Raw genomic sequence first — 24,800 nt, forward strand, 5'->3', positions numbered from 1 at the left:
GCCTTGATTCCAGGGCATCACTTTAAAAGTGGTGCGGTTGCCGCTGCTCTGTCGTGAGGGGCATTCGGTTTTCCGCTACCCATTTCACGCCTGCACCATCAGATTGGAGGGAGGTCGAACTGGAGGGGAATGGCAAGACGGAGCTGGAGACGGCGTCTGGGGAATGTCCTGATTCGTTGGGGGCAGGCCCTAAAACCCGCTGCAGCGATTCGTCCGGCCCCCACGCCGCTAAAGCGCTCGGCCGTGAGTCAGATGCCTGGCCTCCGCTCACCGCTGACGATTGATCAGGCGGTGCGTGAAAGGGACCTGAGCCTTTTGAAGCGCGAGGCCAGCGATGCCTTGGCGGCCCTGGGTGCCGCCCATGCGGTGGTCAGCTCAGCGCGTCTCGCCCAGATCCAGACCATCCGCTCGGAGGTGGATCGGGGAACGGTCGAGCAGGACGCCTTGATCGAGGTCGCTGGTGATTACCAGGCCTGGCAAAACGATCAGGTACGTCTGTTTGATGCCTTGGCCTTGGTGCTCGGCATCACGGTCCCGGACGGCTCTGCTTTCGATCAGATCGAGGAGGAGATGGTGGCTGCTGCTGGTGAGCACCTCAACGCTTTGACCGCGGAATACCAGCGGCGATTGCTGACCGATCAATTTGAAGCGGGACCCAAAGAAGGCTGATCGGCGGCTCGTTTGATCCAGGTCTGCTGTTTTTTCGTAGACAGAACCAGAACACGGGCTGTATTAGGGACCGGCATTCGGGGCCTCTTCCCTTGACCATCCGGATCGGCATCAATGGTTTTGGTCGGATTGGTCGCTTGGCCTTCCGGCGTGCGATGGCAACCCCCGGCGTCGAGGTCGCCGGCATCAATGACCTCATTGATGTGGAGTACCTGGCTTACCTGCTTCGCTACGACTCCACCCACGGCCGCTTTAAGGGCGAGGTCAAGGTTGAGAACGGTCAGCTGGTGGTGAATGGAAGCGCCATCCGGATCACGGCGGAGCGCGACCCCAGCAACCTCCAGTGGGATGCCATTGGTGTGGACACGGTGCTGGAGAGCACCGGATTTTTTCTGACGGACCCTCTGGCACGTACCCACATCACTGCAGGTGCGAGGCGGGTGGTGATGAGTGCCCCCTCCAAGGACGAGACCCCGATGTTCGTGATGGGGGTGAATCACAGCAGCTATGGCGGCCAGGACATCGTGTCCAACGCCAGCTGCACCACCAACTGCCTGGCCCCCCTGGCCAAGGTGGTCCACGACAACTTCGGAATTGTCAGTGGCTTGATGAGCACGGTTCATGCCACGACCGCCACGCAAAAACCAGTGGACAGCCCATCTTTGAAGGACTGGCGTGGAGGCCGGGGGGCCGGCCAGAGCATCATCCCCAGCTCCACCGGGGCGGCGAAGGCTGTGGGCCGGGTGATCCCAGAGCTCAACGGCAAGCTCACAGGTATGGCTTTCCGCGTCCCGACTCCGGACGTCTCGGTGGTGGATCTGACCGTCAACCTGGCCAGGCCCGCAAGTTATGAGCAGGTCAAAGCGGCGATGAAGGCCGCTTCAGAAGGGGAGCTCAAGGGAATCCTGGGCTACACGGAGGACCAGGTGGTCTCCAATGACTTCTTGGGGGAGAGCTGCACCTCGGTGTTTGATGCCGGTGCGGGGATGGCCCTGAGCGACACCTTCATGAAACTGGTGTCCTGGTACGACAACGAGTGGGCCTACAGCTGCAAGTGCATCGATCTGATCTGTCACATGGCCGCTGTCAGTTGAAACCAGAGCGGGAGGCTGAGCACAGCCGCCCCACTGCTCCAGAGAACCAGGCGGGCGGCGGGGATGGTTTCCTCACCGCCTTTGTTTTGGGCATCGGCGGCTTCCGCCAGTAGCAGGACGGACATGGCGGTGGGGGCAGCAGCTTGCAGGACCAGCGCTTGTTGCATCAGCGCCGGCAGCTGCAGCAGCACGCTCACCAGCCACATCACGCCCGGCAGCACCAGGAGCTTGATGGTGAGGGCTGCGGTGAGTGAGGGACTGCTTCTTTTCTCGGCCTGATCGATCCTCTGGAGCACCAACCCCAAGCGCATGCCCACCAGGAGCAGGAGCAGCCAGAGCACAACCCGGGCTGGGAGCCAGAGCCACTGCCCCAGGAGCGATCCCCAAGGGCTGATCCCGAGGGGGAGGGCGATGAGCAGGGCCTGAACGACAGGGGTTTTGAACAAGGTCAGTGCGCTTGCTCGGCTTTGGCCCGGGGAGAGCAGTAGGGGGCCGGCGCTCCAGGTGATCAGGGTGCCAATCAGGTCATAGATGAGGCTGAAGCCCAGGGCCTCGCTGGGCAACAGGGCAATGGCAACCGGTAGTCCGAAGTAGCCGGTGTTGCCCACCACAGCCCCCAGTTGCAGGCTTCGAGCCGGCAGCAGAGCCGGGATCTGGCGGCAGAGGAACAGGCCGCTGGCGGTCACCGCGGCAATGAGTCCAGCCATGGGGATGGCGCTCAGGGGCAAACCGCTCTTCAGCAACAGTCCCGTGAGGCTTAAGGGCATCCCCCAGCGCAATAGAGGTGGGGCCAGTTGGCTCGGAAGCGCTGGGAAACGCCGGCCCAGCCAGAACCCAGCCAAGAGGCAAGGGGCGAGTTCCAGCAGCAGGCGCAGCCTGGCAGCTTGCCGATGGGCTTGGGCAGAGCTAACCAGGGGGTAAGCGCCGGAGGGGGAGCTGTGGACGACAGGCCGATCACACCCCATGCGGTTCCGATCTTTGATTCCGACGGCAACCTCACCTATGTGGGCGATGACGGTCGTCGTTATGTGGTGGGACCCCTTCCGGAAACCGACGAGGCCAATGTCGATCGGGTGATGGAACGCCTGCGGGAGGGACAGGCCCTGTTCTCCCAGATTGAGCAGTTGTCAGGGCAGTGGCTGGACTACGTCAGTAGCTCTGACTTGGCCCGTCATTCGGCGTTGGCCCTACTGCTGACGACCTTGGAGACCTTCCTGAGTGATCCGGAGTCAGACGAGGACACCTGAACAGCGCGGATCAGTAGCGGAGGCGACAGCGGCTCTGGTATATTTCTGGGCCGCTCAGCGATCGAGAGATCACGGGCGGCGAACTGAAAACCGGGTTTACCCGGTGATGTAAGTTCAACAAGCGGTCGAGAGGCCGCGGACCGATAACCCGAGAGACCTGAGAGGGTCGAGCTGAGAAGCGTGTGGTTGTTGGAGCACCTGGACAACTGAACGTTTAGGAACTGACGCTTTCACTGCGTTAGTCGCGAGCTGAGGCTGAGAGGCTGAGGTGAGTGGTTAACGAAGATGCAGTGAGGGTGTGAGGTCCCGTCAAAAATTATTTAGTTGTGGAAGCTTGCTGCTTGCATGATTGTCGACTCTCACGGTTGACGGTTGTGTCGGTGTGCAGTGAGTGGAGCAACGACCGGATCTGAGATCCTGGAAAGTCTGAACGAAAGAGATTTTGTTTTGCACTCTTTGAACGCTTCTGTCAGAGGAAGTGGCATCAACTGCAGCAGTGCGCCAGTGCTGACTGTGGGTGAAGCAAATCAAATTGAGACTGTGAAAGCAGTCAATAGGATTTGATCTACAACGGAGAGTTTGATCCTGGCTCAGGATGAACGCTGGCGGCGTGCTTAACACATGCAAGTCGAACGAACCTTCGGGTTAGTGGCGGACGGGTGAGTAACGCGTGAGAATCTGCCCTCAGGAGGGGGATAACGGTTGGAAACGACCGCTAATACCCCATATGCCGCGAGGTGAAATGAATTTCGCCTGAGGATGAGCTCGCGTCTGATTAGTTAGTTGGTGGGGTAAAGGCCTACCAAGACATCGATCAGTAGCTGGTCTGAGAGGATGATCAGCCACACTGGGACTGAGACACGGCCCAGACTCCTACGGGAGGCAGCAGTGGGGAATTTTCCGCAATGGGCGAAAGCCTGACGGAGCAACGCCGCGTGAGGGATGAAGGCCTCTGGGCTGTAAACCTCTTTTATCAAGGAAGAAGATCTGACGGTACTTGATGAATAAGCCACGGCTAATTCCGTGCCAGCAGCCGCGGTAATACGGGAGTGGCAAGCGTTATCCGGAATTATTGGGCGTAAAGCGTCCGCAGGCGGTCTGTCAAGTCTGCTGTTAAAGCGTGGAGCTTAACTCCATTTCGGCAGTGGAAACTGACAGACTAGAGTGTGGTAGGGGCAGAGGGAATTCCCGGTGTAGCGGTGAAATGCGTAGATATCGGGAAGAACACCAGTGGCGAAGGCGCTCTGCTGGGCCATAACTGACGCTCATGGACGAAAGCCAGGGGAGCGAAAGGGATTAGATACCCCTGTAGTCCTGGCCGTAAACGATGAACACTAGGTGTCGGGGGAATCGACCCCCTCGGTGTCGTAGCCAACGCGTTAAGTGTTCCGCCTGGGGAGTACGCACGCAAGTGTGAAACTCAAAGGAATTGACGGGGGCCCGCACAAGCGGTGGAGTATGTGGTTTAATTCGATGCAACGCGAAGAACCTTACCAGGGTTTGACATCCTGCGAATCTCTTGGAAACGAGAGAGTGCCTTCGGGAACGCAGTGACAGGTGGTGCATGGCTGTCGTCAGCTCGTGTCGTGAGATGTTGGGTTAAGTCCCGCAACGAGCGCAACCCACGTCGTTAGTTGCCAGCATTTAGTTGGGCACTCTAGCGAGACCGCCGGTGATAAACCGGAGGAAGGTGTGGATGACGTCAAGTCATCATGCCCCTTACATCCTGGGCTACACACGTACTACAATGCTACGGACAAAGGGCAGCAAACTCGCGAGAGCTAGCAAATCCCATAAACCGTGGCTCAGTTCAGATCGTAGGCTGCAACTCGCCTACGTGAAGGAGGAATCGCTAGTAATCGCAGGTCAGCATACTGCGGTGAATACGTTCCCGGGCCTTGTACACACCGCCCGTCACACCATGGAAGTTGGCCACGCCCGAAGCCGTTACTCCAACCCTTGTGGAGGAGGACGTCGAAGGTGGGGCTGATGACTGGGGTGAAGTCGTAACAAGGTAGCCGTACCGGAAGGTGCGGCTGGATCACCTCCTAACAGGGAGACAAACAACGATTTTGATGCCTGAGTACTTTTATTCTTAGGCCGAAATCCTGTCACCTTAGGTCGATCGGTACCTCAACTTCAATCCTGTGAGTCGAAAGACTGCATAACGATTGATTTTTAGTTCCTAAACGTTGTCTAGGTCACCCCATAGAGGGTTCACTTCCTGGGCCATTAGCTCAGGTGGTTAGAGCGCACCCCTGATAAGGGTGAGGTCCCTGGTTCAAGTCCAGGATGGCCCATTCCAAACTCCATTTTGGATCCTTTGGGGGTTTAGCTCAGTTGGTAGAGCGCCTGCTTTGCAAGCAGGATGTCAGCGGTTCGAGTCCGCTAACCTCCACTAACATATCTGAACTCCAAAGCCAGGAAGAGCTTCTTGGTTGGTGACTAGACGTTGTTCGCTGAATGATTCCACTGGATAGCCAGTCGTATTCAGCCTCAGCTCATTCGATTGACACGGTTGTGTTGATTTGGTTGAGCTGATGCTGAGTTCACTCCTGAAAGGGAGGGGATTTAGCAGAACCTTGACAACTGCATAGGTGAGTCTGGAAAGACAAAGCATCTCATAGAGGCTAGTTCGAAAGAGCTAGTGATTCTATTTTTTGAGAGCCGAGACCTTCTAGCGTTCTTCCCAATCCGCCGAGGAGCGGGGAGTTTGATCCTTCTTTCTAACTGATGAGTGAGCAGAGCAATCTGTTGATTGATTAAGAGAAAGTCGAGAGAATGGGCCTCAACAGCCTGAAGCGTTAGGAGGATAAATTGGTCAAGCTACAAAGGGCTCACGGTGGATACCTTGGCACACAGAGGCGATGAAGGACGTGTTTACCTGCGATAAGTCTCGGGGAGCTGGAAAAACGCTTTGATCCGGGAATTTCCGAATGGGGCAACCCCTAGAACGGCCAGCTGAATCTATAGGCTGGCGCGAGCCAACCCAGCGAACTGAAACATCTTAGTAGCTGGAGGAAAGGAAAGTAAAAACGACTCCCTAAGTAGCGGCGAGCGAACGGGGAAGAGCCTAAACCGATAGTTTCGACTATCGGGGTTGTGGGACAGCAACGTGTATCAGGGATGTTAGAGGAAGCGTTTGAATGGCGCGCCACAGAGGGTGAAAGCCCCGTATTCGAAAACTGAACTGAGCTAGCTGTATCCCGAGTAGCACGGAGCACGTGGAATTCCGTGTGAATCAGCGAGGACCACCTCGTAAGGCTAAGTACTCCTGTGTGACCGATAGCGCAACAGTACCGCGAGGGAAAGGTGAAAAGAACCCCGGGAGGGGAGTGAAATAGAACATGAAACCGTGAGCTTACAAGCAATGGGAGCCCTACTCATAGGGTGACCGTGTGCCTGTTGAAGAATGAGCCGGCGACTTATAGGCACTGGCAGGTTAAACCGGAAATGGTGGAGCCATAGCGAAAGCGAGTCTGAATAGGGCGATTGTCGGTGTTTATAGACCCGAACCCGGGTGATCTAACCATGGCCAGGATGAAGCTTGGGTGATACCAAGTGGAGGTCCGAACCGACTGATGTTGAAAAATCAGCGGATGAGCTGTGGTTAGGGGTGAAATGCCAATCGAACCCGGAGCTAGCTGGTTCTCCCCGAAATACGTTGAGGCGTAGCGTCTAGTGCTCCAGCAGGGGGGTAAAGCCACCGTTTCGGTGCGGGCTGCGAGAGCGGTACCAAATCGAGACGAACTCTGAATACCCTGTGTGTAACTAGGCAGTCAGACTGTGGGGGATAAGCTCCATGGTCGAAAGGGAAACAGCCCAGACCGCCAGCTAAGGTCCCCAAATCAACACTAAGTGATAAAGGAGGTGGGATTGCCGAGACAACCAGGAGGTTTGCCTAGAAGCAGCCATCCTCAAAGGAGTGCGTAATAGCTCACTGGTCGAGCGATCCTGCGCCGAAAATGAACGGGGCTAAGTGTTGTACCGAAGCTGCGGATTAAACTTGTTTAATGGTAGGGGAGCGTTCTATGTGGGGTGAAGCGTTAGCGTAAGCGGGCGTGGACTGCATAGAAGTGAGAATGTCGGCTTGAGTAGCGAAAAAATGGGTGAGAATCCCATTCCCCGAAACCCTAAGGGTTCCTCCGGCAGGCTCGTCCGCGGAGGGTTAGTCAGGACCTAAGGCGAGGCCGAAAGGCGTAGTCGATGGATAACAGGTCAACATTCCTGTACTGATCATGTTTTGGGAAGGAGGACGGAGAAGGCTAGCCAATCCGGATGTTGGTTACCGGTCCAAGCGTTCGAGGCGTTGAGAGCTGGCGAAAACAGCTTGAGCTGAGGCGTGAGTGCGAGCTGCTACGGCAGCGAAGTTGGTGACGTCAAGCTTCCAAGAAAAGCCCTATACCCGTTAAGGCATGATTACCTGTACCCGAAACCGACACAGGTGGGGTGGTAGAGAATACCGAGGGGCGCGAGGTAACTCTCTCTAAGGAACTCGGCAAAATGACCCCGTAACTTCGGGAGAAGGGGTGCCAGCGAGAGCTGGTCGCAGTGAATAGGCCCAGGCGACTGTTTACCAAAAACACAGGTCTCCGCTAAGTCGCAAGACGATGTATGGGGGCTGACGCCTGCCCAGTGCCGGAAGGTTAAAGAAGTTGGTCAGCGCAAGCGAAGCTAACGACTGAAGCCCCGGTGAACGGCGGCCGTAACTATAACGGTCCTAAGGTAGCGAAATTCCTTGTCGGGTAAGTTCCGACCCGCACGAAAGGCGTAACGATCTGGGCGCTGTCTCGGAGAGAGGCTCGGCGAAATAGAATTGTCTGTGAAGATGCGGACTACGTGCACCCGGACAGAAAGACCCTATGAAGCTTTACTGTAGCTTGGTATTGTGCTCGGGCTCGCAATGCGCAGGATAGGTGGGAGGCTTTGATCCATTGCTTGTGGGTGATGGTGAGCCACTGGTGAGATACCACTCTTTGCGAGCTAGGGTTCTAACGGTTACCCGTTATCCGGGAACCGGACAGTATCTGGTGGGCAGTTTGACTGGGGCGGTCGCCTCCTAAAAGGTAACGGAGGCGCGCAAAGGTTCCCTCAGGCTGGTTGGAAATCAGCCGACGAGTGCAAAAGCAGAAGGGAGCTTGACTGTGAGACCTACAAGTCGAACAGGTACGAAAGTAGGCTTTAGTGATCCGACGGTTCTGAGTGGAAGGGCCGTCGCTCAACGGATAAAAGTTACTCTAGGGATAACAGGCTGATCTCCCCCAAGAGTTCACATCGACGGGGAGGTTTGGCACCTCGATGTCGGCTCATCGCAACCTGGGGCTGAAGTCGGTCCCAAGGGTTGGGCTGTTCGCCCATTAAAGCGGTACGCGAGCTGGGTTCAGAACGTCGTGAGACAGTTCGGTCCATATCCGGTGCATGCGCAGGAATATTGAGAGGATTTCTCCCTAGTACGAGAGGACCGGGAGGAACGCACCTCTGGTGTACCAGTTATCGTGCCAACGGTAAACGCTGGGTAGCCATGTGCGGAGTGGATAACCGCTGAAAGCATCTAAGTGGGAAGCCCACCTCAAGATGAGTATTCCCATGGCTTAAGCCAGTAAGGTCACGGGAAGAACACCCGTTGATAGGCTCTATGTGGAAGCGCAGTAATGCGTGAAGCAGAGGAGTACTAATAGACCGAGGGCTTGACCAAATCTCATCTCTCAAAACACAAAGGCCGTCAGGTCACTGTGGAGAGCTTTGACTTCCAGAGCGACTGCCTGAAGCCTGCGAAAGCAGGTAAAAGGCAGACTCGTAACCTATGCAGTTCTCAGGGTTCACCTGAGAGCGAAGAACTATCCTGGTGTCCATGGCGCAGTGGAACCACTCCGATCCATCTCGAACTCGGCTGTGAAACGCTGTAGCGCCGACGATATTTGGGGGGTAGCCCCCTGAGAAAATAGGTCGATGCCAGGTAAAACATTCGCTCCAATCACTCAATCCATGCTGTTTGTCCTTGAACGGTTAAGCCATGGGTTGAGACGAGAAAGCCACCCCAAAAGGGTGGCTTTTTTGTGTCTACACGACAGCAGCAGCCGGGGGCGTTCGGGCTGAACTTGCTCTGAAGCGCTAAAACATCAAAAAAGAAAGCCGCCGGAGCTTCTGCCCTGGCGGCTTTTTGCAGTCAAAGCAGTCGCCAGCCCAACTCAGGAGCGGTGCACGTGCACCTGTTTCCAGGTCCCGCCAAGCTTCTGCCAGATCCGCGTCTCGCAGCAACGCGCCGTCAGCGGATCTCCATTCACCAACTTCTGCGTCAGCCGGGTGTAGCTCAACACCACTGATTCATCGTTGAACATTGGATTAAGTGCATCATTGACTTGTTATCTTGCGGGTTGAATATGATTGAGCGAGCTCTCTTTCGTTTGGCGCTCCTGTCTTTTTGTTGAGAGGTCATTGCTCAAGAGCTGCTCTTTAAGGTCATCTGCATCTGTTTTTCTCTTGCATTTCTGAGGCCCTTGTGTTCCCTCTGTGGTTCCTTCCCTGAGGTGGCTGAGCATTATGGGGCAATAAAAAAAGCCCGGTCAATGACCAGGCTTATCTGTTGTTGCGAGTCAGACCTGAACTTCAGACGGAAGCGAATTCAGGGATGGAAGGAGTGGTGGAGTCCTTGCGGATGACCACCTGCTTGTCGTCGTCGACATCCACCAGGGCGGTGTCGCCTTCACCAATGCGGCCGGAAAGGAACTCTTCGGCGAGGGAGTCTTCCAGCAGGCGCATCACTGCACGGCGCAGCGGGCGAGCTCCATAGCTGGGGTTGTAGCCCTCATCGACCAGGCGCTCCTTGAAGGCCTCGGTCACCGTCAGGGTGATGCCCTTCTCCAGCATCCGCGTGAAGACCTCCTTGAGCATGATCTCGGAAATCTCCTTCACCTCGTCGCGGCTGAGCTGACGGAAGACGATGATCTCGTCCAGACGGTTCAGGAACTCGGGGCGGAAGTACTGCTTGAGTTCTTCGTTCACCAAGGAGCGGATTCGGTTGTAGTTGGTCTCTTCGGCATCGCCGCCAGAGAACTCAAAACCGAGGCCACCGCCACCCTTTTCGATGACCTTCGAACCAATGTTCGAGGTCATGATGATCAAGGTGTTCTTGAAGTCCACCGTGCGGCCCTTGGAATCGGTCAGGCGACCGTCTTCAAGAAGTTGCAGCAGCAGGTTGAACACATCCGGGTGGGCCTTCTCGATCTCATCGAACAGCACCACGGTGTAGGGGCGGCGGCGAACCGCTTCAGTCAGCTGGCCACCTTCGTTGAAGCCCACATATCCCGGAGGAGAACCGATCAGCTTGCTGACCGTGTGGCGCTCCATGAACTCCGACATGTCCAGGCGGATCATCGCCTCTTCGCTGCCGAAGAAGTAGGCCGCCAAGGACTTCGTCAGCTCGGTCTTACCGACACCGGTGGGGCCGGAGAAGATGAAGCTGGCGATTGGTCGGTTGGGGTTCTTCAGGCCCACCCGAGCACGACGAATAGCGCGGGAGACAGCCTTCACGGCTTCGTCCTGACCGATCAAGCGCTGGTGGAGGGTTTCCTCCATGTTCAGCAACTTTGCGGACTCGCTCTCGGTGAGCTTCTGGACCGGGACGCCGGTCCAAGAGGCCACGATCTGGGCGATGTCCTCTTCGGTCACCATCGGACCGGCCTCAGCGAACACCGGTGTGCCGACAACCGCCACAGGCGTCTCGGCCGTCGTGGTCTCTGCAGAGGTCTCTGCCGATTCGTCAGCGGGCTTCTCGTCCTTGCGGTTCTGAAGGATGGAGCGGATCTGCTCGCGCAGTTCCACTTCCTTGTCACGCAGCTCCCCGGCTTTGGTGAAGTCCTGCTCACGCACGGCCTCATCCTTCTGCTTCTCGATGTCACGCAGCTGCTTGTCGACTTCCTTGGCCGCTGGGGGCAGCTTGGAATTCATCAGGCGTACGCGGCTGCCGGCCTCATCGATCAGGTCGATGGCTTTGTCAGGCAGGAAGCGATCGGAGATGTAGCGATCCCCCAGGGTGGCGGCTGCCACCAAGGCCTCATCCGCAATCGTCAGACGGTGGTGCGATTCATAGCGCTCCTTCAGACCGCGCAGAATCTCGATGGTGTCCTCAACGGAGGGCTCACCCACCTGCACGGGCTGGAAGCGACGCTCCAGGGCGGCATCACGCTCAATGTGTTTGCGGTACTCATCGAGGGTGGTTGCGCCGATGCACTGCAACTCACCTCGTGCCAGAGCCGGCTTGAGGATGTTGGCGGCATCGATGGCGCCCTCGGCTGCGCCGGCTCCAATCAGGGTGTGGACCTCGTCGATCACCAGGATCACGTTCCCGGCGCCGCGGATCTCCTCCATGATCTTTTTTAGGCGTTCCTCAAATTCGCCCCGATACTTGGTGCCGGCCACCAAGAGACCGATGTCTAGGGTCAGGACACGTTTGTCTTCGAGGATGTCCGGGATATCGCCGGAATTGATGCGCTGAGCCAAGCCTTCGGCGATGGCGGTCTTGCCGACCCCGGGTTCGCCAATGAGGACCGGGTTGTTCTTGGTGCGGCGACCCAGGATCTGGATCACCCGTTCGATCTCGTGCTGGCGACCGACGACGGGATCGAGCTTGCCGTCGGAGGCTTGTTGGGTCAGGTTGCTGCCGAATTCGTCGAGGGTCGGGGTCTTGGTCGAGCCCTTACCGCCGCCGCCGCCGCTGGCTACTTCGGCGGTTTCGCCGAGCATGCGGATCACCTGGGTGCGGACCTTGGCGAGATCCACGCCGAGGTTTTCAAGGACACGAGCAGCGACACCCTCGCCTTCGCGAATCAGGCCTAACAGCAGGTGCTCAGTGCCGATGTAGTTGTGCCCGAGTTGGCGCGCTTCTTCCAGCGACAGTTCGAGAACGCGTTTCGCCCTCGGTGTAAATGGAATCTCAACGGCTACGAAGCCGGAGCCGCGGCCGATGATTTTCTCGACTTCGACCCGAGCGTCCTTGAGGTTCACGCCCATGGACTTCAGGACCTTGGCGGCGACGCCCGTGCCCTCTCCGATCAAACCCAGCAGGATCTGCTCAGTGCCAACGAAGTTGTGACCCAGGCGGCGGGCCTCTTCTTGGGCCAGCATGATCACCTTGATGGCCTTCTCGGTAAACCGCTCGAACATGGGGCGGGGCCTGGCTGCATGTATCCCCAATTTATCAGGGTTGCTTGGGGGTGTGTGAGATCAATTTGAAAAGGTCGGAATCGACCGTCCCATCAGGGTTTAGGCGGCCTGATCGTCACACCGAAGCCGCTCAATGTTTCCGGTTCTCGCTATCAGGAATGGGCGGCAATCCGTACCGCCTCTCAGTCGTGTAATTCAAGCCATTGGATCAGGGCATCGCTTCCGTTGCGGTAGTAGCCGCGACGAATCCCAGCAGTCCTGAAGCCCAGCCGCCCGTAGAGCCCCAGTGCCGCCGCGTTGTCTGAGGCCACCTCGAGGGTTGCCTGACGGGCGCCATCCCCTCGCGCCTGATTGAGTAAGGACTGGAGAACTTGACGCCCTAAGCCCAATCGGCGGTGCGTTGGGTCGACGGCCAGGGTCGTGATTTGCAGTTCATCCAGCACGAGAAGGCCGCAGGCCAGGGCCAGCAGTTGATCCCCTTGCCATAGGCCCAGCCCGGGCCGCTTCTGGTCGGCGAGTTCGCTGATCCATTGCCCTTCGCTCCAGAGCCCCCCCAGGGCGGCTTGGTCGAGGACGAGGCAAGCGTTGAGGTGGTCGGGGAGCAGCGTCCCAATGCGGGGCGTCGACGCGGCTGTGTCACTCGCCACCGGGACCTCGATAGGGCCTCTTTAGGATCGCCCCATGATTAGTTCGATGGCGACAGCCGATCTCCAAGTGAGCACCCGGCCCTTTGAGAGCAACCGCGATACCAACAGTCCCAACCGCAACCTCACCCCGGTGACCACGGCCATCGGGCCCGAGGGCGGCTTGGAGGTTGGCGGCTGCGGGCTGAGCGAGCTCGCCCGGCGCTACGGCACACCCTTGTACGTGCTGGATGAAGCCACCTTGCGCGGCACGGCGCAGGCCTACCGCAAGGCTCTGGCCTCCCACTACCCGGGTGCTGCTCTGGCGCTCTACGCCTCGAAGGCCAACAGCAGCCTGGCGATTACAGCCGTGGTCGCCTCCGAAGGGCTCGGCCTCGATGCCGTCTCCGCTGGTGAGCTGCTCACGGCGGTTCAAGGGGGAATGCCCCCGGAGCGCATCGTTTTTCACGGAAATAACAAGAGCCTGGAAGAGCTCCAGCTGGCTGCCGATCTCGGGGTCACCGTTGTCGCGGACAACTGGTCGGATCTCGAGCTGCTGGCCTCCCTCGGCTTGAGTCAGCCTGTGCGGTTGATGCTGCGCTTCACGCCCGGCATCGAGTGCCACACGCACGAGTACATCCGCACCGGGCACCTCGACAGCAAGTTCGGTTTTGACCCTGACCAGCTCGAGCCGGTGCTGCAGCACCTCAAGGGCTGCAGCTGGGCCCAGGTCAGCGGCCTGCACGCCCACATCGGTTCCCAGATTTTTGAGCTCCAACCCCACCGCGACCTGGCGGCCGTGATGGCTGATGCCCTGAAGCTTGCTCGTGAGCTCGGCCATCCCGTCTCCGATCTGAACGTTGGTGGTGGCCTGGGGATTCGCTACGTCGAATCGGATGATCCCCCGTCCATCGATGAATGGGTTCGCACCGTGGCCGAGGCCGTTGCTGGTGCTTGCCAGGAGCGGGGCCTTGATCTGCCCCGTCTTCTCTGTGAGCCCGGCCGCTCCCTGGTGGCCACAGCTGGCGTGACCCTCTACAGCGTTGGAAGTCGGAAGGACATTCCCGGGATCCGCACCTATCTCTCCGTGGATGGCGGGATGAGCGACAACCCCCGTCCGATTACCTACCAGTCCCTTTACACGGCTGTCCTGGCGGATCGTCCTGAAGCCGAGGCCAGTGACACCGTCACCCTGGCCGGCAAACACTGCGAGTCCGGCGACGTTTTGCTCAAGGACCTCGCCTTGCCTCCAGCTGAGGCTGGTGATGTTTTGGCAGTCTTTGCCACCGGCGCTTACAACGCCTCGATGGCTTCGAACTACAACCGGATCCCCCGTCCTGCAGCCGTGATGGTGCATGACGGCATGGCGGAGTTGGTGCAACGACGAGAGTTGCCAGAGGAACTGCTGCGCTACGACGTTCTTCCCGAACGCCTTCGGCCGGTACTCTGATAGCCAGAAAGTAGAGCAAGGGTGCTCGGGTTGATCGGGGGAATCCAGCTGGGCTTTGTGCTGGATCTCCTTTTGGCCACCGCCCTTGGCATGGTCGTCCTGGCTCGGGTCAATGAGCCACGGACGCTTTGGTTGTTGCGGGGCTACCTGACGCTGGTTGCCCTGGCCTGGGTTGTTCAGCGCTACGCCAACCTGCCCCTCACCAGCAAGTTGGTGGACGCGCTGGTCATGGCCTGCAGCCTGGCCCTGGCCATCCTCTGGCAAGGGGAGTTGCGGCGGCTCATGGAGCTGCTGGGGACCGGGCGCCTGGATGTCCTCTTTGGCAGTCAACGGGCCGACAAGATTGCCTCGAGCTCCGTCGGTGTCCTCAGTGAGGCGGCGGGTCGTCTCTCACAAATTCGTCGCGGCGGCCTGATTGTTCTGGACCTGGGCAGCGACCTGCGTCCAGAGGACTTCTTGAACCCGGGCATTCCTCTGGACGCTCAGCTTTCGGTCGACCTCCTGCTGAACCTCTTCTCCATCGACACACCGCTGCATGACGGCGCGGTTCTGGTCAAAGGCAATCGAATTCTCTCGGCCGGGGTGATCCTGCCCCTCTCCCGTCAGGGGGTGAACCGCTACGGCACCCGGCACCTGGCAGCCCTAGGCATCACTGAGCGCTTTGATCGCTGTCTCTGCATCGTGGTCTCCGAAGAGACCGGCACCTTGTCGCTGGCCAAACAGGGCCGGTTGGAGCGACCGATTACAAGTTCGCGCCTGCAGGAATTGTTGAGCGAAGCACTAGCGCAGGCCCCGAAATCCTCCGGAAAAGGTGGTGGTCGTAGCGTGTCCGTAGATTCGTCCGAGCCTCTCGCATGAGTCGTTCCCTGACGACTGCCTTAACTGTCGAAGGGAACAGGCCCTCGCGCTGTGCCCTCCCGCCTGGGTTGGACCCTGGCCGCCTACCGGCGCACGTCGCCGTGATCATGGACGGCAACGGTCGTTGGGCTGGACAGCGCAAGCTCCCCCGGGTGATGGGGCATCGCGAAGGGGTGGAAGCCCTGAAACGCACCCTGCGTCTATGCAGCGACTGGGGCATTGGCTCGCTCACGGCCTACGCCTTCTCCACCGAGAACTGGAACCGCCCCGGGGAGGAGGTCAGCTTCTTGATGACCCTGTTCGAGCGCGTGCTGGCCAAAGAGCTCAAGGCGCTCGAGCAAGAACAGGTGCGCATTCGCTTCCTCGGCGATCTTGAGCAGCTCCCAGAGGGACTCCAGCAGCTGATCGAGGACGCCACGGATCGCACCGCTTCGAACACCGGCATTCGTTTCAATGTCTGCACTAACTACGGCGGTCGCCGTGAGCTGGTTCGTGCTGCCCGGCTGTTGGCAGAACAGGTCGCCCGCGGTGAGCTGGATCCAGCGGCGATCAATGAGCAGGCTTTCGCCTCCCATCTCCTGACCGCCGGCGAACCGGATCCTGATCTGTTGATCCGCACCAGCGGGGAGCAGCGCATCAGTAATTTCCTGCTCTGGCAACTCGCCTATGCCGAGCTGCACATCACCGACGTCCTCTGGCCCGATTTCGATGAAGCGGCCCTGGTGACGGCTTTGATGGATTTTCAGAATCGCCAACGCCGCTTCGGTGGCGTTGAGTCCGTCTCCTCCTAAACCGCGTGACCTCCTCCTCCGTTTCGGTGCGCCACGACTGGAGCACCTCTGAGATTCAGGCGCTCTTGGAGTTGCCCTTGATGGACCTGCTCTGGCAAGCCCAGGGCGTGCATCGTCAGGCCAACCCTGGCTATCGGGTCCAGTTGGCCTCGTTGTTGAGCGTCAAGACCGGGGGCTGTGAGGAGGACTGCGCCTATTGCCCGCAGTCGATGCACAACAGCAGCGATGTGACGGGGCAACCGGAACTGGAGGTGGAACCAGTCTTGGCCCGGGCCCGGGCGGCAAAGGACGCTGGAGCCCATCGCTTCTGCATGGGCTGGGCCTGGAGGGACATCCGCGATGGGGCGCCCTTTGAGGCGATGTTGTCGATGGTGCGCGGCGTCCGTGCCTTGGGGATGGAGGCCTGCGTTACCGCCGGGATGCTGACCGACAGTCAGGCCGCCCGCCTGGCGGAGGCGGGACTGACTTCCTACAACCACAACCTCGACACCAGCCCGGAGCATTACGACCGGATCATCACCACCCGTACCTATGAGGAGCGGCTCGAGACCCTGGCCCGGGTACGAAAGGCGGGGATCTCGATGTGCTGCGGCGGGATCATCGGCATGGGCGAGACCCTGACTGACCGCGCCTCGCTGCTGCAGGTGCTGGCCTCGATGAATCCCCACCCCGAGAGCGTGCCGATTAACGCCCTGGTGGCTGTGGAGGGCACTCCGCTGGAAGAGCAACCCGCCATCGATCCCCTTGAGCTTGTGCGGATGGTGGCGGTGGCCCGAATCCTGATGCCCCACAGCCGCGTGCGCCTCAGTGCTGGCCGGGAAACCATGAGCCGTGAGGGCCAGGTCCTCTGCCTGTTGGCGGGGGCTGACTCGATCTTCTACGGCGAGACCCTGCTCACCACGGGGAATCCCGATGTGGAGGCTGATCAGCAATTGATGAGCGTGGCGGGCGTCAACCCCTGGCAGGAGCAGGTGCCGGCGTGAGCGCCCTGGTGATGGCCTTCTATGGCTTCACCGCCATGGAGGGTTTGCCTGGGCTGCAGCAGGAGCTGAAGGAGCTGGCGCAGCAGGGAGGCGTGCTCGGCACGATCCTGCTGGCTGAGGAAGGGGTCAACGGCACCATCAGTGGGCCCGATGCTGGTGTGAAGGCAGTCCTGGAGCGGCTGCGCCAGTTGCCTGGTCTGGGGGGGCTTGAGGCCAAGTTCAGCCGCGCTGAGCAGCAGACCTTCCATCGGCTCAAGGTGCGGCTCAAGCGCGAGATCGTCAGCATGGGCTGCCCCACGGTGAAACCGGCTGAGCAGGTGGGGACCTACGTTCCGCCGGCGCAGTGGGATGAACTGATCACTGATCCCGACACCCTGGTGGTGGATACGCGCAATCGCTACGAGGTGGAGGTCGGCAGCTTCGCTGGGGCGATTGATCCAGGAACTGAGAGCTTTCGTGAGTTCCCGTCTTGGGTCGAGCAGACGCTGCGGCCGCTGGTGCAGAAGACGCAACCCAAGGCAATCGCGATGTTCTGTACCGGTGGGATTCGCTGCGAGAAGAGCACCGCCTATCTGTTGCAGCAGGGCTTTGAGAACGTCCATCACCTCCAGGGCGGGATCCTGCGCTACCTCGAGGAGATCCCCGAAGAGCGCAGCAGTTGGCAGGGTGAGTGCTACGTCTTTGACCAGCGGGTGAGCGTCAATCACCAGCTCCAGCCCGGCAGCTACAGCCTCTGCCACGCCTGCGGCTTGCCGGTGTCCCCTGAGCAGCGCCTGGAGCCCAGCTACCGCGAAGGCATCAGCTGCCCCCATTGCGTTGAGCGCTTCAGTGACGCCGATCGCCTGCGCTTTGCCGAGCGCCAGCGGCAGATGCAGCTGGCCAGGGAGCGGGGCCAGCAGCACCTCGGCTAGGGCGGATGCGACCCGTTCTCTACAGCTTCCGCCGCTGTCCCTATGCGATGCGGGCTCGCCTGGCCTTGGCGGCCGGTGGGCTGGAGGTGGACCTGCGGGAGGTGTCCTTGAAGGCCAAAGCGCCGGAGCTCCTGGAGGCCTCGGCGAAGGGCACCGTCCCGGTCTTAGTAGAAGCCGACGGTGCGGTGCTTGAAGAGAGCCTGGAGATCATGCGCTGGGCGCTGGAGCAGGCCGACCCCCTGGGGTGGTTGCAGGCGGATGGTGCTGCAACCGCGGACCTGATCGCCCAGAACGATGGGCCGTTCAAGCGCCACCTGGATCGCTTCAAGTACCCCGATCGCCATGGCGAGGTGGATCCCCTGGAGCATCGCGCGGCGGCCCTGGTGATCCTGCACCAGTGGGAGCAGCGCCTAGCCGGTGGAGGTTGGTTGCTCGGTGCGCAGGCGACCCTGGCGGACTGGGCCCTGCTGCCCTTTGCGCGCCAGTTCCGTCTAGCCGATCCCGACGGCTTTGCTGCGGAGCCCGGGCTGCAGGGGCTGCGGGACTGGCTGAGGCGTTTTGAGCAGGCTGAACTGTTTCAGCGGGTGATGGAGTCCCCCTGGGCGGAGCGCCGCTGCTGGCGTTCACCGCGCTGGCTCTATCACCTGGCTCTGGCCTCCGATTGGCAGCAGGCCCGCCAGCAGGGGCAGTACCGGATCTCGACCCGGGGTCAGGGCCTGGAGCAGGTGGGGTTCATCCACGCCAGCTACGCCGATCAACTGGAGGGGACGCATCAGCGCTTCTACGCCGATCTCAGCGATCTGCGCTTGTTGGTGATCGATCCAGACCGGTTGGCGGCCCAGGGGATTGAGGTGCGTCCGGAGGCCGCTCCGGGCAGCGGGGAGCTCTTCCCCCATCTGTATGGGCCGTTGCCCTTGGATGCGGTGTGTTTGGTGGAGCGCTACACGCGGTAGTGGTAGCGGCAGGCCAGGATCACCAGGACAGTTCCGTCGACGCGGTAGACGAGCCGATGCTCCGCATCGATGCGCCTGGACCAGCATCCTGAGAGGGATTCCCTGAGGGGCTCTGGCTTGCCAATGCCCTCAAACGGGTTCCTCAGGCAAGCCTGGATCAGTTGGTTGATGCGCCGTAGGGTTTTGCGGTCCTGTCCCTGCCAATAGAGGGAGTCGCCCCAGGCGGCCGGGGTCCAGGTCAGCCGCTCAGGGCTCAGCATCGATCAACGCGTGATCGACCAGCTCCCCGCGATCGGCTTGCTCGAGGGACTGCTGCAGATGGGCGGCGTTGGCGGGACTGCGCAGCAGGTGCACGGTCTCCATCAGGCTGTTGTAGGTCTCGAGAGACATCAGGACGGCGCTGCTGGCATCCCGCCGGGTGATCAAGGTGACGTCCGCATCGGCCTCGACACGATCCAGGACGGCTTTGAAGCTCTGGCGCGCTTCCGAAAAGCTGACCACCTGCATCGCTTTGTACGCTCTTCTGTACATCAGCCTAGGTTGGTTCTGTCGATGAGTGTTCCCGGGCTTGTCGAGATTGAGCAACGGGCCGCGGCGCGGGGGCTCTTGCTGCGCTTGCAGGTCAAGCAGGTCCTGGCGGTCACGACCCTGCGGGTGGTGGTGGCGCGGCCGCGGGAGGGACAGCCGCCCCTTTTGCTCGGCGAACTCAAGGGCTGGGCGTTGCCCTTGCCTGATGGCCTGCAGCTCGACACGATGCGCGTCCAGGGGAAGGACACCCAGGGGGTCGGTGCCTTGATCTGGGCGGCCACCTTTGCCTGGGCCTTGGAAGCCACCCCTTGCCGCAGTGCCCGTCTGCTGGCGATCCGCGACAACGATCAGCAGCACCGCCGTCTGGTCCGCTACTTCCGTCAGCTGGGCTTTGAGCCGACCCGGGATGTGGGGGCCGCGGCGCTGGATCTGCCCCTGCGCTTGGTCTGGGGTGGCGCGGGGTTGCTGATGCGTGGAGACATCACAGCCGGGCTGGAGCGCGTGAGCCGCCGGCTGTGATCGTCGCTGGAGTCGATGTGGGGGGCTCCCGTAAGGGCTTCCATGCCGTCCTGCTCGAGGGGCAAAGCGTTGTGGATCAACTCAACACCCCTGATGCCCAGGCGTTGGCGAACTGGTGTCTCAGGGCCGAGCGGATTGCCATCGATGCCCCCTGCGGTTGGGCTCTGCCGGGGGAGCGTTCTCGCCTGTGTGAACGGCAGCTCTTGGCCGCAGGCATTCACTGCTTTGCGACTCCGACCCGGGAGGCGGGGCTGGCTAGCCGCAGCAATTTCTATGGCTGGATGCTTCGGGGCGAAGCGCTGTATCAGGCGTTGCAGCAGCGTGGAGTGCCGATCGCCCGTGAGCCTGAGGCGCTCCAGGGGCGCTGCTGTTTTGAGAGTTTTCCCCACGGCATCACCATGGCCCTCTCCCCTCAGATTGAGGTGAAGGCCGCGCTGAAGCTCGAGCAACGCACGGCTCTGTTGGAGCGCTTTGGTCTCTCGCTCGCTGGGTTGAACAGCATCGATTGGATTGATGCTGCGGTCTGCGCTCTCTTCGCTCAGCGCCTGGCCGAGGGATCCGCTGTTGCGGTCTACGGCGAGGCTGATGGTGGTTTGTTGATCCTGCCTGCCGTTTGAGGACGTTGGCGATCTGGGGACGCCTCGCCACACTGCCGGGATCCCCTCACGGATTGGCCAGATGGACCTCCATTGGATGGAGCTGCTGCTGAGCCACTCAGGCCAAACCCTGCGCCTGGGGCTGGAGTTTCTCTCGCTGATCTCTGTCGCGATCGGCTTGTTGGCTGTCCTGAGCGGGGCGCGGAAGTTGCGGCTCAGGGAGATTCCGCCCCACCTCATCCAACGCGGTCCCGTCACCTTGGCCCGAGTGACCTTTGGCTCCTGGGTCGCCCTGGCGTTGGAGTTTCAGCTGGGTGCCGATGTGGTTTTGACCACGATCAGCCGCGAGCCCAATGCCCTGATCCAGTTGGGTGCGGTGGCCTTGATTCGAACCTTCCTGAACTTCTTCTTGGCCCTGGAATTGCGCCAAGAGGATCGCCCTTCAGAGCACCAGCGATCAATGAACGACTCGTGAGGTCAATGATTTGATTAAAGCTGCTTGCACTCCATGCTAGGACTTCGATAAGTATTGACTAATGACTTAATTCTTGAGATGTCAGTCTTTGAGGCATATGTTGCTCAACTGTGTTTATTCGGATTGTGACAGTAGTGCCAATTGCTCATTGAGATTTGTCGTTTATGGCGCTGCAGATATAGGCTTCTTTTGTGCACGATCTGTGGGTGCCGACTGACGATGAACCTGGCACGGTTTTTGTCTGCTCTTGCACTCATCCCTTGGCTGTCGGTTCCTGTTCAGGCCGAGACCTACAAAGGTTTAGCGGATCTGGTTGCATCGCCAGAGTTGCCGGCACTACCGGATGATTCGCCAGCGTGATAGCTGCTGCGCACCAATGGCCCGGAGCGCACATCGCTGAATCCCAGCTCCTTGGCGATCAGTCCGAGCTCCTCGAACTCCTCCGGGGTCCAGTAGCGATCGACGGGGATGTGGGCCAGTGAGGGCCGGAGGTACTGGCCGATGGTGAGCCGCTGGCAGTCCACTGCGCGCAGATCACGCATTGCCTCCACCACCTCTTCGAAGGTTTCACCCAGGCCGAGCATCAGGCCGCTCTTGGTGGGGATCTGGGGTGCTAGCTCACGGGCGGCGGCAAGCAGTCCAAGGGAGCGGCTGTAGGTGGCGCCGCGCCTGACCTCGCCCTGCAGGCGCTCGACGGTTTCCAGGTTATGGTTGAAACAGACCGGCTCGGCTGCGAGCACCGTCTGCAGGCGTTGCCGTTGGGCTGCGATCGCCTCGGCTTCGTCGCGGTACCCCCCCCAGAAGTCGGGGGTCAGCACTTCAATGGCGATCAGTGGATGGCGTGCCCGGATGGCGGCCATGGCCCGGGTGAAGAGTGAGGCGCCGTGGTCGCTCTGATCGTCCCGCGCGACGGAGGTCAGCACGACATAGCGCAATCCCAGGGTCTCAACAGCCTCGGCCACCCGTTCGGCTTCCTGGGCATCCAGGGGCTCAGGTGCCAGGCCCTTGTCCACCTGGCAGAAGGCACAACTGCGGGTGCAGATGGATCCCCCAAGCAGAAAGGTCGCCGTTCCTGAGGCGTAGCACTCGCCGCGGTTGGGGCAGCGCCCTTCCTCGCAGATGGTGTGGAGCCGTTGTTGCTTGACCACAGCCTGAACCGACTCCAGGGCACTGGCATTGCCGATGGGGGTTCGGATCCACTCCGGCAGACGTTCTTTGGGTGGGAGCTGGCTGTAGCGGCTCATCGCATCACTCCATCCGGCGCCGGCCTTCGAGGGCCCGAGCCAGGGTGACCTCATCGGCGTATTCCAGTTCGCTTCCCACCGGCAGGCCGTAGGCGATGCGGCTGACTTGGGTGAAGGGTTTGAGCAGGCGGGCCAGGTAAAGACTGGTGGTGTCGCCTTCCACGCTTGGGGTGAGGGCCAGGATCACCTCGCTGATGCCATCGCGGTCCACCCGCTCCACCAGCGGCTGGATATGAAGGAGTTCCGGCCCGATTCCATCCATCGGTGAGATCAGTCCCCCGAGGACGTGGTAACTGCCTTTGAACTCGCGGGTCCGCTCAAGGGCCAGCAGATCGCGGGAGTCAGCGACCACACAGATCACACCGGTGCTGCGTTCTTCGTTGCGGCAGATCTCGCAGAGTGGATCGGCCGAGAGGTGGAAGCAGCGCTGACACTGCCCCACTTGGCTGCGGGCGGCCAACAGGGCGTCCGCGAAGGCCTGAATCTGCTCACTGGGCTGGTTCAACAGGTGCAGCGCGAGCCGCTGGGCCGTGCGAGGCCCGATGCCGGGTAGCCGCTCGAACTGATCAATCAGCCGTGCCAGGGGTCTGGTGAAGCCGCTCAGATCCCTGTGGGCAACTGGGGTGAATCTAAGAGGCATCGCAACAAATGCGGCGGCGCGTGAGAATGGCCCCGCTAAAGCGCTGATCAATGGCCGTGCTTACCCGCTGGATCTCCCAAGGACTGCGTTCATTCCTGGCCCTCGGTTTGGTTTTGGTGTTGGTGAGCTGCAGTGCGGTCGCGGCGGGTCTGAACTCCTTCCAGAGCGCTGATGGCCGCTACGCCTTCCTCTATCCCACGGGGTGGACCCGGGTGCAGGTCACCGAGGGTCCTCAGGTGGTCTTCCACGACCTGATCAACGCCGATGAAACCCTCAGCTTGGTGGTCTCGGAGGTGAATGAGACCAACAGCCTGGAGAACCTCGGTAGTGCCGTGGCCGTGGGCGAGAAGCTGCGCCGCGTGGTGATTGCCCCAGAGGGCAGCGGCCGGGAGGCGGAACTGGTGGAGGCCTCTGAGCGCGAAGACGGCGGCCGCACCTTCTACGACTTGGAATATGCCGTTCACCTGCCCGATCGCGATCGCCATGAGCTGGCGACCGTTGTCGTGGATCGCGGCCGGCTCTACACCCTTGCGGCCAGCACCAATGAGCTGCGCTGGCCGAAGGTCAAGGGCCTCTTCCACCAGGTGATCACCTCCTTCACCCTGCGCATCTGATCGCTGCTCCGTTGAAGGAGGTGTTGATCGTTGGCGGGGGGCTAGCGGGCGGTCTGCTGGCCTTGGCCCTGCGGGAGCTCGAGGTCGACGTCTGTTTGATCGCTGCTCAAAAGCCCTGCGCCACGCAGTGGAGCTACGGGGTGATCCCCGGCTGGCCGCTCGGTACCTCACCGCTGGCGCTTCAAGCCGCGAAGGCCTCGGGTCTCTGGAGAGACCTTGGGCGCCGCTATGGGGCGATCGGCTGGTCGCGATCTCGCCTGCAGCTCCACAGCGGTCAGCCTTGGTCGCGGCTTCTTCCATTACCCGCGTCCCAGGTCGACACCGCCCGTTTTCACGCCCAACTGCCGGAGCTCTTGCGCTCGAGCGGGGTGCGTCTTCTCTGTGCCGACGCGCTGGCCATCGAGTGGGATCGAGGGGAGTGGCTGGTGCGTTGCAGCGATGGCAGCGACCAGCGCAGTGCCCAGGTCGTGCTGGCTGCCGGGGCGGCCTGCCGCAGCCTCTGGCCGGCGTGGCCTGAGGTTTTGCGCAGTAGCTGGGCCGGGGTTCTCGAGCTGCCGGACTGGCCGGCAACACGCCTTCAGCTTCCGGCCCAGTTTCAGCGCCCCGGGATCGAACGCAGCAGTGGGGAACTCAAGGAACCCTGCTCCGTGGTCGATGCGGGTTTGGTGCCCCGAGGGGATGGCGCGCTGCTGGGGCAAATCAGCCGTTTTTTCCCCGGATTGGCTTTGGCAGAGTCCCCACTGGGGATGGAGCAGGAGCTGAGGCAGGCCATCGCCGCCTCAGCCCTGCCAAAGGGTCTGTCTAAAGCGAGCGGGATCTGGCGCCAGGTGCCCGTTGCGTTCTCCTTGACCGGAAATCCATGGGCGGGCCCCCTTCCGGATGCCCCGGGCCTGTTCGGCTTCAGCGGTTTCAGCGGCGGCTTTGCCCAGGTCCCTGTGCTGGCCCCGCTGCTGGCCCAGGTGCTGGCGACGGGCAGCGCTACGGCGCAGCGGCAGCTGGAGCAGCTGCAGGTGTGGCAGCCCTCCAGGTGAGCTCCGGGGTGAGCGGTGTGGCCGGATCCCGCGGCACTGGCAGGAGTTCGCGCAGCAACTGGGCGTAGGTGATGTTCACCCCAACGGTGGCGTTCAGCCGCTGCACCAGGCTGGCGATCAGGCGTTCCTGGGTGATCGAGAGATCCACCTCGCTGATGCTGCGCGATTCAAAGAGCTGCCATTGGACACTCAGACCAATGGCTGAGTCGTATCCCCTGCTGGTCATCGTTGTCATCGACAACAATCACCACCGCCATCAGCGGATACCAAACAAACTCAATTCGCTCAAACCACAGAGCAATGGCCGCCGTGATGAACACCGCCGTGAACATCTTGAGGGTGTTGCGCACCAGCAGGGCATCCACAGGCCGCGGCGTCGTTGTTCTGCGGGGAGCTTATGGAGAACTGCTGA

At 60.7% G+C, this 24,800-nt stretch carries 24 protein-coding genes, 2 tRNA genes and 3 rRNA genes; 19 read left to right on the forward strand and 10 right to left on the reverse strand.

Annotation, left to right across the window (positions count from 1 at the left end; genetic code table 11):
* The first annotated feature begins 129 nt into the window (after positions 1-129).
* Together ACLM42_RS02575 and gap are read left to right on the forward strand one after the other, a co-directional pair.
* Positions 130-669: a hypothetical protein gene (locus tag ACLM42_RS02575; RefSeq protein ID WP_247911473.1), complete on the forward strand. Its 540-nt coding sequence runs from the start codon at positions 130-132 to the stop codon at positions 667-669.
* A gap of 92 nt (positions 670-761) precedes the next feature.
* Positions 762-1,763 (forward strand): type I glyceraldehyde-3-phosphate dehydrogenase, encoded by a 1,002-nt coding sequence (gene gap / locus ACLM42_RS02580; protein WP_247911472.1) that lies wholly within the window; start codon positions 762-764, stop codon positions 1,761-1,763.
* Here the strand turns inward: gap and ACLM42_RS02585 are convergent.
* On the reverse strand, positions 1,742-2,530 hold the full coding sequence (locus ACLM42_RS02585) for an AEC family transporter (RefSeq protein WP_415399632.1): 789 nt from the start codon (positions 2,528-2,530) through the stop codon (positions 1,742-1,744). The two genes, gap and ACLM42_RS02585, sit on opposite strands and share 22 nt — an antisense overlap.
* A 27-nt stretch (positions 2,531-2,557) precedes the next feature.
* Between ACLM42_RS02585 and ACLM42_RS02590 the strand changes: the two genes are divergently transcribed.
* The 6 genes from ACLM42_RS02590 to rrf all read left to right on the forward strand — a co-directional run bounded on the left by ACLM42_RS02590 (position 2,558) and on the right by rrf (position 8,968).
* Complete coding sequence (locus ACLM42_RS02590; protein ID WP_415399633.1) at positions 2,558-3,010, forward strand: hypothetical protein; 453 nt, start codon at positions 2,558-2,560, stop codon at positions 3,008-3,010.
* 567 nt (positions 3,011-3,577) lie between these two features.
* Positions 3,578-5,062, forward strand: a 16S ribosomal RNA gene (locus ACLM42_RS02595).
* Between the two features lie 174 nt (positions 5,063-5,236).
* A tRNA-Ile gene (locus tag ACLM42_RS02600) sits at positions 5,237-5,310 on the forward strand.
* A gap of 25 nt (positions 5,311-5,335) precedes the next feature.
* Positions 5,336-5,408 (forward strand) — tRNA-Ala (locus ACLM42_RS02605).
* Positions 5,409-5,829: 421 nt separating this feature from the next.
* Positions 5,830-8,705: ribosomal RNA gene (locus tag ACLM42_RS02610) — 23S ribosomal RNA — on the forward strand.
* 146 nt (positions 8,706-8,851) lie between these two features.
* Positions 8,852-8,968 (forward strand): 5S ribosomal RNA (rrf, locus tag ACLM42_RS02615).
* The 16S, 23S and 5S rRNA genes sit together here with 2 tRNA genes alongside, the layout of an rRNA operon.
* Positions 8,969-9,198: 230 nt before the next feature.
* Here the strand turns inward: rrf and ACLM42_RS02620 are convergent.
* The 3 genes from ACLM42_RS02620 to ACLM42_RS02630 all read right to left on the reverse strand — a co-directional run bounded on the left by ACLM42_RS02620 (position 9,199) and on the right by ACLM42_RS02630 (position 12,819).
* Positions 9,199-9,348 carry a hypothetical protein gene (locus ACLM42_RS02620; protein ID WP_415399634.1) on the reverse strand — a complete coding sequence of 50 codons (150 nt, stop codon included), beginning with the start codon at positions 9,346-9,348 and terminating at the stop codon, positions 9,199-9,201.
* A 268-nt stretch (positions 9,349-9,616) separates the two neighbouring features.
* Positions 9,617-12,172, reverse strand: a complete 2,556-nt coding sequence (locus ACLM42_RS02625; protein WP_415399635.1) for an ATP-dependent Clp protease ATP-binding subunit — start codon at positions 12,170-12,172, stop codon at positions 9,617-9,619.
* 182 nt (positions 12,173-12,354) lie between these two features.
* Positions 12,355-12,819, reverse strand: a complete 465-nt coding sequence (locus tag ACLM42_RS02630; RefSeq protein WP_415399636.1) for a GNAT family N-acetyltransferase — start codon at positions 12,817-12,819, stop codon at positions 12,355-12,357.
* A 46-nt stretch (positions 12,820-12,865) separates the two neighbouring features.
* Between ACLM42_RS02630 and lysA the strand changes: the two genes are divergently transcribed.
* From lysA to ACLM42_RS02660, 6 genes are all read left to right on the forward strand, one after another.
* Positions 12,866-14,245 carry a diaminopimelate decarboxylase gene (gene lysA / locus ACLM42_RS02635; RefSeq protein WP_415399637.1) on the forward strand — a complete coding sequence of 460 codons (1,380 nt, stop codon included), beginning with the start codon at positions 12,866-12,868 and terminating at the stop codon, positions 14,243-14,245.
* 90 nt (positions 14,246-14,335) lie between these two features.
* Complete coding sequence (locus tag ACLM42_RS02640) at positions 14,336-15,103, forward strand: diadenylate cyclase (RefSeq protein ID WP_371820708.1); 768 nt, start codon at positions 14,336-14,338, stop codon at positions 15,101-15,103.
* Complete coding sequence (locus tag ACLM42_RS02645; RefSeq protein ID WP_247911464.1) at positions 15,100-15,894, forward strand: isoprenyl transferase; 795 nt, start codon at positions 15,100-15,102, stop codon at positions 15,892-15,894. The genes ACLM42_RS02640 and ACLM42_RS02645 overlap by 4 nt, the downstream gene beginning before the upstream one ends.
* A gap of 80 nt (positions 15,895-15,974) precedes the next feature.
* On the forward strand, positions 15,975-16,877 hold the full coding sequence (bioB, locus tag ACLM42_RS02650) for a biotin synthase BioB (protein ID WP_415400115.1): 903 nt from the start codon (positions 15,975-15,977) through the stop codon (positions 16,875-16,877).
* Positions 16,874-17,788 (forward strand): rhodanese-related sulfurtransferase, encoded by a 915-nt coding sequence (locus ACLM42_RS02655; protein WP_415399638.1) that lies wholly within the window; start codon positions 16,874-16,876, stop codon positions 17,786-17,788. Before bioB ends, ACLM42_RS02655 begins: the two co-directional genes overlap by 4 nt.
* 5 nt (positions 17,789-17,793) lie before the next feature.
* Positions 17,794-18,741: a DUF952 domain-containing protein gene (locus tag ACLM42_RS02660; protein WP_415399639.1), complete on the forward strand. Its 948-nt coding sequence runs from the start codon at positions 17,794-17,796 to the stop codon at positions 18,739-18,741.
* Here the strand turns inward: ACLM42_RS02660 and ACLM42_RS02665 are convergent.
* Positions 18,729-19,001, reverse strand: coding sequence for a Txe/YoeB family addiction module toxin (locus ACLM42_RS02665; RefSeq protein ID WP_415399640.1), 273 nt, complete (start codon positions 18,999-19,001; stop codon positions 18,729-18,731). The genes ACLM42_RS02660 and ACLM42_RS02665 overlap by 13 nt on opposite strands.
* Positions 18,988-19,248, reverse strand: coding sequence for a type II toxin-antitoxin system Phd/YefM family antitoxin (locus ACLM42_RS02670; protein WP_247479049.1), 261 nt, complete (start codon positions 19,246-19,248; stop codon positions 18,988-18,990). The genes ACLM42_RS02665 and ACLM42_RS02670 overlap by 14 nt, the downstream gene beginning before the upstream one ends.
* A 45-nt stretch (positions 19,249-19,293) precedes the next feature.
* Between ACLM42_RS02670 and ACLM42_RS02675 the strand changes: the two genes are divergently transcribed.
* The 3 genes from ACLM42_RS02675 to ACLM42_RS02685 all read left to right on the forward strand — a co-directional run bounded on the left by ACLM42_RS02675 (position 19,294) and on the right by ACLM42_RS02685 (position 20,859).
* A complete protein-coding gene (locus tag ACLM42_RS02675; protein WP_415399641.1) occupies positions 19,294-19,788 on the forward strand; it encodes a hypothetical protein in 495 nt (164 codons plus the stop codon).
* The gene (locus tag ACLM42_RS02680) at positions 19,785-20,405 is read left to right on the forward strand and encodes a DUF429 domain-containing protein (protein WP_415399642.1); all 621 of its coding nucleotides are present in this window, start codon (positions 19,785-19,787) and stop codon (positions 20,403-20,405) included. The genes ACLM42_RS02675 and ACLM42_RS02680 overlap by 4 nt, the downstream gene beginning before the upstream one ends.
* A 61-nt stretch (positions 20,406-20,466) precedes the next feature.
* Complete coding sequence (locus ACLM42_RS02685; RefSeq protein ID WP_415399643.1) at positions 20,467-20,859, forward strand: DUF1622 domain-containing protein; 393 nt, start codon at positions 20,467-20,469, stop codon at positions 20,857-20,859.
* A gap of 290 nt (positions 20,860-21,149) precedes the next feature.
* Here ACLM42_RS02685 and lipA read toward each other — a convergent pair whose 3' ends face one another.
* Together lipA and recR are read right to left on the reverse strand one after the other, a co-directional pair.
* The gene (lipA, locus tag ACLM42_RS02690; RefSeq protein ID WP_415400116.1) at positions 21,150-22,103 is read right to left on the reverse strand and encodes a lipoyl synthase; all 954 of its coding nucleotides are present in this window, start codon (positions 22,101-22,103) and stop codon (positions 21,150-21,152) included.
* 4 nt (positions 22,104-22,107) lie between these two features.
* Positions 22,108-22,677 carry a recombination mediator RecR gene (gene recR, locus ACLM42_RS02695; protein WP_415400117.1) on the reverse strand — a complete coding sequence of 190 codons (570 nt, stop codon included), beginning with the start codon at positions 22,675-22,677 and terminating at the stop codon, positions 22,108-22,110.
* 116 nt (positions 22,678-22,793) lie between these two features.
* Between recR and psbP the strand changes: the two genes are divergently transcribed.
* Complete coding sequence (psbP, locus tag ACLM42_RS02700; protein ID WP_247911457.1) at positions 22,794-23,357, forward strand: photosystem II reaction center PsbP; 564 nt, start codon at positions 22,794-22,796, stop codon at positions 23,355-23,357.
* A 20-nt stretch (positions 23,358-23,377) separates the two neighbouring features.
* Positions 23,378-24,388 carry an FAD-dependent oxidoreductase gene (locus ACLM42_RS02705; RefSeq protein WP_415400118.1) on the forward strand — a complete coding sequence of 337 codons (1,011 nt, stop codon included), beginning with the start codon at positions 23,378-23,380 and terminating at the stop codon, positions 24,386-24,388.
* On the opposite strand, the gene ACLM42_RS02710 is transcribed toward ACLM42_RS02705, so the two are convergent.
* Complete coding sequence (locus ACLM42_RS02710) at positions 24,336-24,614, reverse strand: hypothetical protein (protein WP_415399644.1); 279 nt, start codon at positions 24,612-24,614, stop codon at positions 24,336-24,338. The genes ACLM42_RS02705 and ACLM42_RS02710 overlap by 53 nt on opposite strands.
* On the reverse strand, positions 24,556-24,738 hold the full coding sequence (locus tag ACLM42_RS02715) for a hypothetical protein (protein ID WP_415399645.1): 183 nt from the start codon (positions 24,736-24,738) through the stop codon (positions 24,556-24,558). Before ACLM42_RS02715 ends, ACLM42_RS02710 begins: the two co-directional genes overlap by 59 nt.
* Positions 24,739-24,800 lie beyond the last annotated feature (62 nt).

It is taken from the genome of Synechococcus sp. W4D4 (assembly GCF_047716805.1).
GTDB lineage: Bacteria > Cyanobacteriota > Cyanobacteriia > PCC-6307 > Cyanobiaceae > Vulcanococcus.

Coding starts and splice junctions, on each gene's coding strand:
- ACLM42_RS02575 (WP_247911473.1), top strand. CDS start 130: ATGGCAAGACGGAGCTGGAGACGGCGTCTGGGGAATGTCCTGATTCGT.
- ACLM42_RS02585 (WP_415399632.1), bottom strand. CDS start 2,530: ATGCCCTTAAGCCTCACGGGACTGTTGCTGAAGAGCGGTTTGCCCCTG.
- ACLM42_RS02620 (WP_415399634.1), bottom strand. CDS start 9,348: ATGTTCAACGATGAATCAGTGGTGTTGAGCTACACCCGGCTGACGCAG.
- ACLM42_RS02625 (WP_415399635.1), bottom strand. CDS start 12,172: ATGTTCGAGCGGTTTACCGAGAAGGCCATCAAGGTGATCATGCTGGCC.
- lysA (WP_415399637.1), top strand. CDS start 12,866: ATGGCGACAGCCGATCTCCAAGTGAGCACCCGGCCCTTTGAGAGCAAC.
- ACLM42_RS02640 (WP_371820708.1), top strand. CDS start 14,336: ATGGTCGTCCTGGCTCGGGTCAATGAGCCACGGACGCTTTGGTTGTTG.
- ACLM42_RS02645 (WP_247911464.1), top strand. CDS start 15,100: ATGAGTCGTTCCCTGACGACTGCCTTAACTGTCGAAGGGAACAGGCCC.
- bioB (WP_415400115.1), top strand. CDS start 15,975: ATGGACCTGCTCTGGCAAGCCCAGGGCGTGCATCGTCAGGCCAACCCT.
- ACLM42_RS02660 (WP_415399639.1), top strand. CDS start 17,794: ATGCGACCCGTTCTCTACAGCTTCCGCCGCTGTCCCTATGCGATGCGG.
- ACLM42_RS02665 (WP_415399640.1), bottom strand. CDS start 19,001: ATGCTGAGCCCTGAGCGGCTGACCTGGACCCCGGCCGCCTGGGGCGAC.
- ACLM42_RS02670 (WP_247479049.1), bottom strand. CDS start 19,248: ATGCAGGTGGTCAGCTTTTCGGAAGCGCGCCAGAGCTTCAAAGCCGTC.
- ACLM42_RS02675 (WP_415399641.1), top strand. CDS start 19,294: ATGAGTGTTCCCGGGCTTGTCGAGATTGAGCAACGGGCCGCGGCGCGG.
- ACLM42_RS02685 (WP_415399643.1), top strand. CDS start 20,467: ATGGACCTCCATTGGATGGAGCTGCTGCTGAGCCACTCAGGCCAAACC.
- lipA (WP_415400116.1), bottom strand. CDS start 22,103: ATGAGCCGCTACAGCCAGCTCCCACCCAAAGAACGTCTGCCGGAGTGG.
- psbP (WP_247911457.1), top strand. CDS start 22,794: ATGGCCGTGCTTACCCGCTGGATCTCCCAAGGACTGCGTTCATTCCTG.
- ACLM42_RS02710 (WP_415399644.1), bottom strand. CDS start 24,614: ATGACCAGCAGGGGATACGACTCAGCCATTGGTCTGAGTGTCCAATGG.